This window comes from Paenibacillus sambharensis (genome assembly GCF_003233845.1).
GTDB classification, from domain to species: Bacteria; Bacillota; Bacilli; order Paenibacillales; family Paenibacillaceae; genus Paenibacillus_I; species Paenibacillus_I sambharensis.
In genome coordinates this window covers 154,226-167,014 of the sequence record NZ_QKRB01000051.1, presented here as the reverse complement: position 1 = coordinate 167,014, position 12,789 = coordinate 154,226, and the positions used below count along the sequence as shown (strand labels likewise).

General features: G+C 53.2%; 13 protein-coding genes. 6 read left to right on the top strand and 7 right to left on the bottom strand.

Annotated features, from left to right (window positions below):
• The first annotated feature begins 240 nt into the window (after nucleotides 1-240).
• Both DNH61_RS17160 and DNH61_RS17155 read left to right on the top strand, forming a co-directional pair.
• Complete coding sequence (locus tag DNH61_RS17160; RefSeq protein WP_111147902.1) at nucleotides 241-804, top strand: DUF948 domain-containing protein; 564 nt, start codon at nucleotides 241-243, stop codon at nucleotides 802-804.
• A 120-nt stretch (nucleotides 805-924) separates the two neighbouring features.
• Entirely contained in the window at nucleotides 925-2,112 is a 1,188-nt protein-coding gene (locus DNH61_RS17155) for a PP2C family protein-serine/threonine phosphatase (RefSeq protein ID WP_111147901.1), read from the top strand.
• Nucleotides 2,113-2,176: 64 nt separating this feature from the next.
• On the opposite strand, the gene DNH61_RS17150 is transcribed toward DNH61_RS17155, so the two are convergent.
• From DNH61_RS17150 to DNH61_RS17135, 4 genes are all read right to left on the bottom strand, one after another.
• Nucleotides 2,177-3,535 carry a magnesium transporter CorA family protein gene (locus DNH61_RS17150; protein ID WP_181438753.1) on the bottom strand — a complete coding sequence of 453 codons (1,359 nt, stop codon included), beginning with the start codon at nucleotides 3,533-3,535 and terminating at the stop codon, nucleotides 2,177-2,179.
• A gap of 200 nt (nucleotides 3,536-3,735) precedes the next feature.
• Nucleotides 3,736-4,518 (bottom strand): sigma-70 family RNA polymerase sigma factor, encoded by a 783-nt coding sequence (locus DNH61_RS17145; protein ID WP_111147899.1) that lies wholly within the window; start codon nucleotides 4,516-4,518, stop codon nucleotides 3,736-3,738.
• Nucleotides 4,515-4,994 (bottom strand): anti-sigma B factor RsbW, encoded by a 480-nt coding sequence (rsbW, locus tag DNH61_RS17140; RefSeq protein ID WP_111147986.1) that lies wholly within the window; start codon nucleotides 4,992-4,994, stop codon nucleotides 4,515-4,517. Before rsbW ends, DNH61_RS17145 begins: the two co-directional genes overlap by 4 nt.
• Before the next feature lie 28 nt (nucleotides 4,995-5,022).
• Nucleotides 5,023-5,355, bottom strand: a complete 333-nt coding sequence (locus tag DNH61_RS17135; RefSeq protein WP_111147898.1) for an STAS domain-containing protein — start codon at nucleotides 5,353-5,355, stop codon at nucleotides 5,023-5,025.
• Between the two features lie 463 nt (nucleotides 5,356-5,818).
• On the opposite strand from DNH61_RS17135, the gene DNH61_RS17130 reads away from it, so the two are divergent.
• Nucleotides 5,819-6,340 carry a general stress protein gene (locus DNH61_RS17130; protein WP_111147897.1) on the top strand — a complete coding sequence of 174 codons (522 nt, stop codon included), beginning with the start codon at nucleotides 5,819-5,821 and terminating at the stop codon, nucleotides 6,338-6,340.
• A 436-nt stretch (nucleotides 6,341-6,776) separates the two neighbouring features.
• Here the strand turns inward: DNH61_RS17130 and DNH61_RS17125 are convergent, their stop codons facing one another.
• From DNH61_RS17125 to DNH61_RS17115, 3 genes are all read right to left on the bottom strand, one after another.
• Nucleotides 6,777-6,989 (bottom strand): hypothetical protein, encoded by a 213-nt coding sequence (locus DNH61_RS17125; RefSeq protein ID WP_111147896.1) that lies wholly within the window; start codon nucleotides 6,987-6,989, stop codon nucleotides 6,777-6,779.
• Between the two features lie 19 nt (nucleotides 6,990-7,008).
• Nucleotides 7,009-7,506: a YtxH domain-containing protein gene (locus DNH61_RS17120; protein ID WP_111147895.1), complete on the bottom strand. Its 498-nt coding sequence runs from the start codon at nucleotides 7,504-7,506 to the stop codon at nucleotides 7,009-7,011.
• 266 nt (nucleotides 7,507-7,772) lie between these two features.
• Nucleotides 7,773-8,630, bottom strand: a complete 858-nt coding sequence (locus tag DNH61_RS17115; RefSeq protein ID WP_111147894.1) for an AraC family transcriptional regulator — start codon at nucleotides 8,628-8,630, stop codon at nucleotides 7,773-7,775.
• A 208-nt stretch (nucleotides 8,631-8,838) separates the two neighbouring features.
• Here DNH61_RS17115 and DNH61_RS17110 point away from each other — a divergent pair, with 208 nt between their 5' ends.
• The 3 genes from DNH61_RS17110 to DNH61_RS17100 all read left to right on the top strand — a co-directional run bounded on the left by DNH61_RS17110 (nucleotide 8,839) and on the right by DNH61_RS17100 (nucleotide 12,720).
• Nucleotides 8,839-10,011: a galactokinase gene (locus tag DNH61_RS17110; RefSeq protein WP_111147893.1), complete on the top strand. Its 1,173-nt coding sequence runs from the start codon at nucleotides 8,839-8,841 to the stop codon at nucleotides 10,009-10,011.
• Nucleotides 10,012-10,058: 47 nt separating this feature from the next.
• Complete coding sequence (galE, locus tag DNH61_RS17105) at nucleotides 10,059-11,048, top strand: UDP-glucose 4-epimerase GalE (protein ID WP_111147892.1); 990 nt, start codon at nucleotides 10,059-10,061, stop codon at nucleotides 11,046-11,048.
• Between the two features lie 79 nt (nucleotides 11,049-11,127).
• The gene (locus tag DNH61_RS17100; protein ID WP_111147891.1) at nucleotides 11,128-12,720 is read left to right on the top strand and encodes a UDP-glucose--hexose-1-phosphate uridylyltransferase; all 1,593 of its coding nucleotides are present in this window, start codon (nucleotides 11,128-11,130) and stop codon (nucleotides 12,718-12,720) included.
• The last annotated feature ends 69 nt before the right edge of the window (nucleotides 12,721-12,789 follow it).

Below are 12,789 nucleotides of genomic sequence, written 5' to 3'. Positions count from 1 at the left end.
ACACCTTCCTCATATTAGGTTTGGGGCTGTCGTTCCTGCCCCGCTTGCTGCTTGATTAACCGCCATGCGGCAGGCTGAAACAACGGTCTGGGACATGACTAGGAAAGAACCGCGCCATTCAGCAAGTATGATTCACGGTTGAGTGGGAGGGGTAACTACGAATACAAGCAGCTTGACTCATATCCGGTCTCAGCCGTCAGGAGGACAGCCGGAAACACACACAAGGGAGGCATTTTGAACATGGAGAGTATAGGATGGATGGAAATCGCGATGCTGATCATTGCCGTATCGGTTGCCGTATTGGTTGTATTCCTGGTTAAGGCGCTTCGGAAAGCAACAGATTCGCTGGACACTGCTAATGCGACGCTTACAGAAGCAAGGGATGCCATTAATATGTGGAAGGACGATGTTCAGCATCTTGTCGTCAGCGTCAAGGATCTGACCAACCAAGTCAACCGTCAGGTAGAAGCGGTCGATCCGCTGATGGCATCTGTACGTGATATGGGTGAAGCACTTCATGAAGTGACAACCACGGCGAAGGAAGCTTCCGTGACGTGGATGGATAAGGTTAAGGAGCGGGCTGTCCATGCCGGAAGTATGACGAAGAGCTCTTGGATGGACTGGGTAGAGATGGGCGTCAAGGGATTCCATGTAATCCGCAGCGCGTCGAAGGTGCTCCGTACTGCCCCGCAAACGGCTGACGCCTTGAAGCAGCAGGATGTTAAGCGTGATATTGATAATGTTAAGAGGGAGATTCAGAAGACTGAAAGGTTGCAAGGCCGCAGCAAAGCGGTTACGATATAAGGTAGGTTACCAAATAAGGTAAAGGAAGTACATCGGTCTGGTGACAGCTTAAGCGCTGTTGTCAGACCGATTAAGGATTAAACCCAAGGCTGAAGGCTTAGGAAATCAAGGAGATGGACCATGCGGATTTTGATCGTCGACGACAACCCGATGAATGTGACAGTCGTACAGGAAATGCTTAAGAGGGCAGGTTATCGGGATGTACATTCCGCTCCTTCCGGCATGGAATTGTTTCGTCTGCTCGGTTTGAGCGAAGAGGGCCATGAAGCTGACTGGCTGCCTTCGGGAGATCCGGGATATGATCTGATACTGCTGGATATGATGATGCCGCGTGTGGATGGGATCGCTGCCTGCCGGGCGATCAAGCAGGTTGAACGGCTGAGAGATATTCCCATCATCATGGTTACGGCAATCGGGGATTCCAAGAAGCTGGCGGAGGCGCTGGATGCGGGTGCGATAGATTATGTGACCAAGCCGATTAACAAGATTGAGCTGCTGGCTCGTATTCGTGTTGCGCTGCGCTTGAAGGAAGAGAAGGATTGGCATAATGAGAGGGACCGGAGACTGCGAGAAGAGCTTCAGCTTGCACGTGAAGTGCAGACGGCTGCCCTTCCCCTGCCGATTATTTCAGATGATATTGAGATTGGTGCATTATATTGTCCCTCGGAGGAACTGGCCGGGGATTTATATGCATGGTACCGCATCGATGAACATCGGTATGGTGTGGCTGTAATCGATGCGATGGGTCATGGAATATCTTCATCGCTAGTATGTATGTTTATCGCTTCCATCCTTAAGGATGCGATGGTACATATTGTGGACCCCAAGCATGTCATTGAGGAGCTGAACCGCAGAGCGCTTCAGCTGCAGTTTGCCGACCAGCTGATCCATTATTATTACACTGGCATCTATCTGCTCGTGGATCTGAAGGAAGGCAAGGTTGAGTATGTGAATGCTGGACACCCGCCGGGATTGCTGATCAGGCACGATGGGGCTACAGAGCGTCTGGAAGGCGGTTCCCCCGCAATCGGGTTGTTTGATGATATGGAAGTGACCAAGCATTCGGTGACCATAAGGGAAGGTGACAGGCTGCTTCTTGTGACAGACGGGCTGATCGATGCGGTGGATGCCCCAGCCTTCGAACAGCTGAATGGCTTGTTCGTGCAGCTGCAGGAGCTGGGCGGGCAGCTTCCCCCTCAGGAGTGGCGCAAACCGCTGATGGAGGATGGTGCGGCGCTTGAGAGGCCGGACGATCGTTGTCTGGTCTGGGTCGATATCAAGTCCAAGCCTAATGGGCCTGGGAATTAGGTTAAACAGAATGGACGGCAAAGGCAAGCCCCTAAGCTTAACAGCTCAGGGGCTTGCCTTGTTGTTATGTCGTCTTGCGGGAACGGGACAGCGGAAGCTTGCCAGAATCGCTATCTAAACGTTTATCCAAGTCTAGTGAGGCTGAATCCGTTATTCCCTGGGAATAAGCGTTATGTGAGTATTTAATGGAAGGCAGGCGGTGCTTGCGGCTGGGCAATCCATCCTCATGTATAGCGGCCGAAGAATGAGCCGTCCCGCTGCGGGCTGCTGCATTGGGATAGTCAGCGCTTGTGGCATATTTCAGTTCCAGCTCCCGTTGACGAAGCTCGTGTGTCTCAAAAGCGGTGTCCCGCCGGCTTCTCCCTGTCTTCCCGGCTGCTGCTGCCTGCAGCTTCTTACGGCGGCCGAGCAGGATGTCGCCTGTCCAGCCCTTGCGCCACAGCCAGAGATAGATCAGCAGCATACAGGCAAGAACAGCACCGCATAGGATGACGAAGCTCCATTGGCCGCTGGTCCATGGCAGCTTGTCAACGTTCATCCCCCAGAGGGCGCCCACGATGGTAGCGGGCATGAACAGAACGGTAAAGATGGTTAAGGTCTTCATAATGTCATTGCCCCGGAAGGAGGAGATGGCATCATCCATGGATATTAGGGTGTCGATTTCGCCAGCATAATGGCTGATAACACCGCCCAGCCGCTCAAGCCGGTAGTGAAGCCGGAGATAGCCCGGCGTTTCGGGCAGGGCGTTCAGAAAGGCTTCCTTAAGCGCACCCTGCAGCTCCTTCACAGCGATATAGTGGTGACTCCAGTGCAGCAGCTCATAGCGCCTTGCGAATATAGTTTCCATAAGATCCGAGCGGTTGTAGGAGCGCATGGATTCTTCCAGATGTCCGAGCCGCTTCTCGAATTCATCCAGACCACTGTGGAAGGAGTCCAGCGTGGATGCGAGCATGACTGAGAAGGCTTCGGGAGCACTTTGGCTGCGTTCAAGCTTGTCCTCCCACGGCTGCTGCTGCAAGCGGATTGAGAATCGCAAATCGGTCTGCAGCGTGATGATCCTGGCTGCGCTCAGCCAGAAGTGAAGGGGCATCACATCCTCATCATTATCGGACAGCTGGATCATCAGCGTACCGTGCAGGACGGGGTGGCCCTCTTCGTTTTCTGTGACGGTTATATGATTATCTGTCCGCACAATGGCTGCATCCAGCCAGTCGGAGCAGAAGGGAAACTTGCGCTTGATATCAAGCAGGGCGCTGGAATCCGGCAGTTGATTTCCGGCTTCCCCGCCTTGTGCGGTGATGGTACGGGAAGCGGAGCGATCATCCGGGCGCCCGCCTCTGCTCCCTGCAGCAGCGTCCGTCCGGGAGTGCGTAAGCATATGCCATTCCCAGCCTTCCCGGTAACGAAGCATACGATGAATCATGGATGACCTCCTACAGACCGGTAGCATGTATTGCTCCCATCATACTCTGAAAGACCGCTTTAACACAACTCAGGGAGTAGAGAGGAGCTTGAACCGGACTTCTGTAAACCAAATAGACACGCCCCATACCGGTGACCGGCGGGCGTGTCTATCAGTAAGGGACATAAACCTTATGATACCGTGTGGAACGATTGCATCGATCACATGTCATATGCATCGCTTGCTTCTTGGGTCAGAAGCTGCTTCAGCTTTTCAATAGCCCGCTTCTGAATGCGTGAAATGCTCATTTGCGATACGCCCAGCTGATCGGCAATAGCCCGCTGAGGCAAGCCTTCCTCAAACACAAGCTCCAGCACCTGCTGCTCCTCGGGCTTTAGCTTGCTCATAGCAGCCTGCAGGTCCAGCTTCTTGTCCACCGTGTCATAATCATCAGCAGGAGAGCCGATTAATTCGCCAAGTGTGGTTGTGCTCTCCTCTTCGGAGATTGGCGTATCCAGGGATACATAGTGGTATAGATCTCGTCCAGCCAGGATTTCCAGTGTTTCTTCATAGGGAAGGTCAAGGTGGACTGATATTTCTTCAACATTCGGAGAACGCTCCAGCTTGATTGTAAGCTCATCAATGGCCTGCTGAACGACGATGCCTTTTTCTTTAATGCGGCGGGGTACCTGAACATACCACGATTTGTCCCGCAAGTAATTTTTCATATGGCCGATAATACTCTTCATGGCATAGGGTTCAAACTGAACGCCGACAGATGCGTCATATTGGGCAAAGAGCCTAAGAAGCGCCATCTGTCCGACTTGATACAGATCCTCATATAGATCCGGACGGTTTCTTGATATTTTGCCCGCTGCCATGCGTACCATCGGTTCATAATGCTCGATGAGTTGTGTCGCCGTTTCGTTAGTCGGATTGTTCTGATATTCCAGAATAAGCGATGACGTTTCTAGCGGCGGTTGATTAGCAGGCTGTGTACTCATACCGTATCTTCACTCCTGACCAGGCGCTTGGTCAAGACAACCTCGGTACCTGCGTCACTATGCACCTCCACTTGATCCATTAACGCCTGCATGAGATACAAGCCCAGGCCTCCAGCCGTGAGCTGGTCAATGGACTTGCCGTGCATTGGGGATTTCTGTCTTGCTACCGCAAGGGCATCAAAGCTTTCGCCTTCATCCTTGACTACAATGGACAGCGCATCTTGTTTCTTGATAAAACGCACTTCCATCCGCGGCTGCTCCTCCGGAGCCTGGGAGGTAGTGCCGGTTGGATGATTGCCGTATGCATGCAGAACTGCATTATTGCACGCTTCGGAAACTGCAACCTTCATATCTTCAATTTCTTCATAGGAGAATCCCATCTTGGCTGCGATGCCGTACAATGTGACCCTTACAAGGTCCACATATTCGGCGGAGGCGGGCAACTGGAGTTTTATCAATTCATCGGTTGCTTTCATCTCGTTCATCCTCGATCCTTTCTCGCCTTTATTGTTCCTGATTTTGTTTGGTAATAAAAGGGGTAATGCCCGTCATGTCAAACAGCTTGCGGATGGTAGGCGGGATCGCTTCGACGGTAAACGGTGCCTGGTTGGCATGCCGCGCCTTCAGAACGGAAACCAGGATGCCAATACCCGTGCTGTCTATATATTTAAGGTCGCGCAAGTTCAAGGACAGCTCACGGTCCTTTAATTCTACGAGCGGAGCCATGGCTGCACGCATTTGTGTGGCCACCTCGAGATCAAGCTCTCCACTCACATACACAATGCACCGGCCTTCTTGCGTTTCGGTGCGCAATTGAAATTTTTCGGGCTGCTTCATCTTTTCCTCTCCTGACCTAAAATCTTCAATGTCTTGTCCTTGCTGATATAAATATTCTACCTCACCATATCTCTAATTAACCAGTGCCATCTTGATTGAAACATAGGGGCAAGAGAAGCAGCAAAAGGGCTGCCGGCTGCAGCTGCATATTGTTTGACCCTAAGTGGGGGCGGGTATTAGTGCCTAACGGCGCCTGTTATGGATAAGCAGGGCAGTTAAGGGAGGCGGATCATATGGTACAGAACCGAAATACTAGTATCGAAGAAAGGCATACGGAGAAAAGGTCTGATTCCAGCATGGTTGCATCAACCTTCATCAAGTATGCCGCATACATTATTATCTTCTTTGGATTTCTATATTTCCTTGTACGCTATGTGTTCCCGATGCTTTCGTAATCAGCGTACAGCCTGATTGACCTGGATCGAATCGGGGCATACCAATTTGTAAAGGGAGGCGATTTGGGATGACTAAGACTATCGGTATTTTTGCGAAGCAGGAGCAGGTTATTGGGGCATTGGAGGACCTTGAGCGGGCCGGTTTCAAGCCTGAGGAAATCAAGGTGCTGGCCAAAGATCATGAAGGATCGAGACTGGTTGAATCGGAAACAGATGTCCACGTCGACGAATTGAATGATTTAACGGATGCACGCGGCGGCAGGGGCGATTCTATAGGGGGCATAATCCCGGCAGGGGCTGCTCCGGCTGCAGCTGCTGGCGGTGGCGGCGGCTATACCGGCGGAACCGGTTATGCCAGCTATAACGGGGTGGCATACCCGGCAGGAGTTCTCGCATTCGGATCATTCGCAGGTGATGATGGCGGAATGAAGAGTGCGCTAAAGGATCTTGGGCTGAATGGCAAAGAAGCGGAAGTATGCCGGGATGCAATACGTGATGGAGGCTTCGCGGTTGTAGCTGAGACGGACAACAGCTATGGCGGAGATGCGGAAGCCTTACTCCGCAACCATGGCGCACAAGAAATATTGTAACAAGAGCTGCGGCTGGTTGATAGCAGCCGGTTAAGTTCGAGGAAGGGCTGTCCCATAAGTCATACGACTTAGGGACGGCCTTCTTACATTTTGAAGAAAACGTTCCTTAGCAAAGTAGGCTCAACCGAAAGGGCCGGCACCGCGCGCTGGGAGCTTCGCACGGTGCAGAATTTAACGAACCTCACCATCGCTATTCGCCTTCAAAAAGCCGGTGCTCTTTTGTAACGAAACGAAGCATCGTTAATGCACGAATAATCCAGTTAACTTGCAGAGAACCGCCTAATTAAGGCTTCACAGGATCGTTACAGCCCAAGCAAGCTTCGAATATGAAGGTTTAACGTGTTGAAAGGGGCACGCAAATAAGGGACTTTCCCGCTTATCCGTGTATCCACGGAGGCTCTGGAAAGTCCCTCTTGTCATATCGAATCATCTCTAATCAGTCCTGTATGGGATCGGGTACAAGTCCTGCTTCACGGAGCTCCTGGTTGGTCTCAACCTGCTCCATATCCTTGCCCAGCCGCTTCGCGTCCTGTTCATCCTGGACCATCGTGCCGTTCTCCGCCTCTTCAACAGGCTTGTGAGGACGGCCGGCTTGTCCGGAGGAAGGCTCGCTTCGCTCGCCTTGAGGGCGAATTTCGTACAGCTCCATACCGGTTCTCTCCCTCTTATTACAGACTGGTTGTTACCTGAGATGAAGAAGAAGTGGTTGAAGAGGTTTGCTTGGAAACCTGATCGGTGGCGTCCTCAGCCTTGTCCACAGCTTTGTGGGCCCGGTCTTCCGCCATGTCCGTCATGTCCTTCTCACGCGAGCTCATTGTATCTACCGTTTCCCTTACCTTGTCGGCAGCCATCGATACCGAGTCATGCGCCTTGCTGGCCATGTCGCTGGAGGATTCCTTCGTGGCCTTAGCCATTTCCTGGAACTTGCCAGCCAGCATTTGGGCCTGCTCTGTTACCACTTTGCATGCATCCTTGGCTGCAGAAGCCCATTCAGTTGCTTGTGTCTTAACGGTATCACAAGTGTCACCGGCTTTCATCTTGAGTTCACTGCGCAGCTCGCGACCCGGCTTTGGTGCCAGCAGCAATGCTGCAGCCGCTCCTACGATACCGCCGATCAGTGCGCCCTTCCACATACCGCTTGATTGCTGCATTTCGTTTGTCGCCATGTCCGGTCAACTCCTTCTGTATAAGTTAGTCTTAGTTGATAAAACAGGCAGCTGTTTACTCCTGCTTTATCCCTGCGGTGACGCCGCCCGGTCTTCCTGTGTTTGGCAGCGGCTGTCATCCGTGTATGTCTCTTCTTAACCTTCTGCCGCTCGCTTGAAACCGGGAAAATCCCCCAGCTATCGGGCGTTGGCACGCTGAATGGGTAACGTTAAGCAGGATTCGAAGCGAGCAGCAGAGTGATCTCCTTGGACATGTTAGAAGGCGGTTACAGCTGGCGCATTTCCTCTCTGTACGACGTAGGCGGCTGGCCGTAAATCCGGCGAAACTGCTTGGAAAAATAAAGCGGATCCTGGAAGCCGACTGAGGCTGCAATCTGCTCGACTGTCAGCTCCTGGCGCTCGCGAAGCAGCCTTCTGGCTTTATCGATACGGAGTCGCAGCAGGAAGGTGACCGGCGACATGCCGGTATGCCGTTTGAACGCTCTGGACAAGTAGGCGCGGTTAAAGCCGATCGTCTCCGCCATCCGCTCGATGGATACCGGCTCGGCATATTGGGTGGATAAGTAGCGGATGACCTGCTGAACGAGCGCGCTGCCTTCCTCGCCGGCATAGCCCGGCTGGTCATCCGGCAGCCGGAGTGCATCGCCAAGCTCAGCCAGTATGAGCTGAAGCAGCCCGCCAGCCTGAAGATGGGCATAAGGCCCGCGTGAGCGGAAGGCGTGGCGGATGCGTCTAATATAGGAAGCGATGCGCCGGTTATCCTGTGAATCAACAACCAGCCGCCCGTTGGTCAAACCGACGGAGCTGACAAGCTCAGAACATCTTGAGCCGGCAAAAGCAACCCAGCGGTAGCGCCAGGGATCGGCTTCATCTGCAGCGTACTGGACAAGCTGTTCGGGTTCAATGAGGAAGGAATGGCCGGCATGAAGGGGATATTCGGTTCCTTGAACTGTAAATGTCCCTCTGCCGGACAGAATATGGTGAAGGAGGTAGAAGTCATACACCTTAGGGCCGATGCTGTGGCCGGGCTTGGTCTGGCTTTCCCCGGTGAAGAGAACGTTGAAGTCCCCATACTCAATGGAAACGGGGTTCGAAACGACCATATAACTATCCTGCGGGATCATGGTATGCCACCTTTCCTCATCCGTGATAATTAACTAAATCTTATCATAATCTGATGCGGGCTTCGATAACTAACATTTGAAGAAGTCACATAACTCCATGTATGCTTCATATAGTGCCATTTCCTTCGCGGGATCAGTGGTCTATACTTGGAACTAAGAAAACAAAACAACTTTACAATCCTAAGGGCAAAGGAATGTGATGACGACTATGGCGGATTTGCAGCAATTGAAGCAGCGTTTCCTGGAGATTTACGGCGGCAGCGGTGAAGGCATTCATGTCTTTCATGCACCCGGACGGGTCAATCTGATTGGCGAGCATACCGACTATAATGGAGGCTATGTATTCCCTGCGGCGCTTACTTTCGGCACGACTCTTCTGATCCGTGAGCGTGAGGACAGCAAGCTGGGGCTCGCAACTACGAATTTTGAATCGCACAAGGTGCTTGATATGAACCCGATTGTCTATGATGAAGCAGACGATTGGATGAACTACCCGAAGGGGATCGTTCATGAGCTGCAGCAGGAGGGCAGGACCTTCGCGCATGGATTCGACCTGCTGTATCACGGTGAGATTCCGAACGGGGCTGGTTTATCTTCATCTGCCTCAATAGAGGTGGTAACGGCTTATGCGCTGCTCACCCTTGGCGGATACGAGACGGATACGGTTAAGATCGCCCTTCTGTCCCAGAAGTCGGAGAATGAATTCAACGGCGTGAAATGCGGGATTATGGACCAGTTCGCTGTCGCGAACGGCAAGAAGGACCATGCCATCCTGCTGATGTGCGACACGCTGGATTACGAGCATGTTCCGTTCAAGGGCGGGGAGTACAAGCTGGTGATCGGCAATACGAACAAACGCAGGGGACTGGTAGACTCCAAATATAACGAGCGCCGCAGCCAGTGCGAGCAGGCGGTTAAGGACCTGCAGAAGAAATTCCCGAACATGACCCTGCTGGGCCAGATCAGCCTCAGCGAATATAACGAGAACGAGCATCTCATCGAGGATGAGACCGTGCGCAAGCGGGCGCGCCACGTAGTAGAAGAGATTGACCGCGTGCTCCGTTCAATAGAAGTGCTTAAGAGCAATGACCTGCCTGCATTCGGCGCCTTAATGAACGGCTCGCATGATTCGCTCCGCGACCTGTATGAAGTAACGGGCCATGAGCTGGATTCGATGGTTGCTGCAGCACGTGAGGTTGAAGGTGTGCTTGGCTCCCGGATGACAGGCGCCGGCTTCGGCGGCTGTACCGTATCGCTGGTTCATCAAGACAGTGTAGAGAAGTTCAAGAACGAGGTTGGACGCAAGTATACGGAAGCAACCGGTCTTACCGCAGACTTCTATGTCTGCAGCATTGGCAATGGCGTAGAGAAGCTGGCTTAGAATAAGAACATGCGGGAGCTTCCCGTATTTAAGGGAGAGATTATACAATGGCGGTTTTGGTAACGGGCGGAGCCGGTTATATCGGTTCCCACGCGGTGGCAGCGCTCCTGGAGCGCGGAGAAGAGATTGTAGTTGTCGACAACCTGCAGCAGGGTCACAAGGCAGCCGTTCTTGGCGGAAAGCTCTATGAAGGAGACCTGCGGGATGCGGCATTCCTGGATACAGTGTTTAAGGAAAATGAGATTGATGCTGTAATTCACTTTGCAGCCAATTCGCTGGTCGGCGAGAGCATGAAGGACCCTGGCAAGTACTATCACAACAATGTATACGGCACCCTGTGTCTGCTGGAGAAGATGAATGAGTACGGCGTGAAGCGGATTGTCTTCTCGTCGACGGCGGCTACTTACGGCGAGCCGGAGAACGTGCCAATCAGCGAGCAGGACCGGACGGTTCCAACCAATACGTACGGCGAAACGAAGCTGGCTATGGAGAAAATGATCCGCTGGTTCGATTCCGCACACGGCATCAAATATGTGTCGCTGCGCTACTTCAACGCCGCAGGGGCACATGCCAGCGGCAAGATCGGCGAGGACCATCATCCTGAAACCCACCTGATCCCGCTCGTACTGCAAACAGCGCTTGGACAGAGAGCGCATATCTCAATCTTCGGCGATGACTACCCGACGCAGGACGGCACCTGCATACGCGACTACATTCACGTCAGCGACTTGGCGGATGCGCATATTCTCGCGGTGCTTAAGCTGCGCAGCGGCGGCGAGAGCGCGGTGTATAACCTGGGCAACGGGCAAGGCTTCTCTGTAAAGGAAGTAATCGACATCGCGCGTCAGGTGACCGGCAAGGACATTCCGGCCGTTATGGAGCCGCGCCGGGCAGGCGATCCGGCTGTGCTGGTCGCTTCCTCTCAGCGTGCCAGACAGGAGCTTGGGTGGAAGCCTTCCCGCGACAAGCTGGAGGATATTATCCGCAGCGCATGGGAATGGCACAGTAATCATCCGCAAGGCTACAACGACAAGTAAGCGGGCGACTCTGCCGAAGGGGCAGGAATTCATGGCTGTCCCTTCGCATCACCGCTTTCCAAGAGGGGAGCAAGACGAGATGACACAATTAACGAACAAGCAGGCCGTAACCTCAGCAGAAGCGCAGCAGCTGATTGAGCAGCTGGTCCGTTTCGCGCTTCACAATGGCATGATTGAGCCGCTTGACGAGCCGTTCTCGCGTAATGCGCTGCTTGACCTGTTTGGGTTTAAAGAGCCATATGAGGGTCAAAGTGCGGGCGATCTGCCCGAGAGCCCCGTCCAGCTGCTGGAGGGACTTCTGGATTACGGCTATGCAATCGGCCTTATTCCTGATAATACGCTGACTTACCGCGATCTCCTTGATGCCAAGATTATGGGCATGCTGATGGCTCGTCCCGCTGAGACGGCTTCCGCCTTTTACCGCCTGGCTGATACCCAGGGCATTGACAAGGCGACAGACCGCTTCTATAAGCTGAATATCGACTCGAATTACATCCGGATGGACCGGATTTCGAAGAACCAGTACTGGAGACAGCAGACGGAGTACGGCGACCTGGAAATTACGGTTAACCTGTCCAAACCGGAGAAGGACCCGAAGGAAATCGCCCTGCTGAAGACACTTCCGCCCAGCCGGTATCCGAAGTGCCTGCTGTGCGTCGATAATGTTGGCTACGCGGGCCGGGCGGATCACCCGGCGAGACAGAACCTGCGGGTCATCCCGCTGACGCTGCAGAATGAGCAGTGGTTCTTTCAGTACTCCCCTTACGTTTACTATAATGAACATAGTATCGTATTTAAGGGCGAGCATGTCCCGATGCAGATCAGCGGGACAACCTTTGCGAGACTGCTGGACTTCGTGGATGCTTTCCCGCACTACTTCATAGGCTCGAACGCGGACCTGCCGATCGTTGGCGGTTCCATCCTGAATCATGATCACTTCCAGGCGGGCAGACACGTATTTCCAATGGAGGTGGCTCCGGCGTTCGCCGTCTACAAGGATGAGCAGGAACCTGAGCTTTCGTTCAGCCTTGTGAACTGGCCGCTGTCGGTTATCCGGGTTCAAGGCCCGGATAAGAAGAGTGTGCTGGCAGCCGGGGAGCGCATTCTGGCCGCTTGGCGCAGCTATAGCGATCAAGAGGCGGAAATTGCAGCCGTGACCGAGCAGCCGGATGGCAGCGTAGTGCCTCATAACACGATCACCCCGATTGCCCGCAAGAAGCATGACGGGCAGTATGAACTGGATCTTGTACTGCGGAATAATCGGACAAGTGAGGAGCATCCGGATGGAATCTTCCATCCGCACAGCCATCTCCACCATATTAAGAAGGAGAACATCGGCCTGATCGAGGTTATGGGGCTTGCCGTTCTGCCTGGCAGACTTAAGTCAGAGATGGAGCAAATCACTGCTTACCTTACAGGTGAGCGGGCTTACCAGCCTTCCGAGCTTGCGGACCCGGCCCATCCACTGTACCAGCATGCAGCTTGGATTAATGCCATGACCACTAAATATGGGACTAAGGTCGCGGCCGATGATGCGGTGCAGCTGATCAAGTCTGAAGTGGGAGAGAAGTTTGCCGAGGTACTGGCTGATGCGGGAGTATTTAAGCAAACCAATGCCGGAAGGGCAGCTTTTGGACGGTTTGTAGGCAGCCTGGGGTATGTGTTAAAATAACAGTAATTTCGATTTTGTTCGACAATTACACGAGAGAAGGCTGAACCATTAGCCTTCTTTTTTATTTTT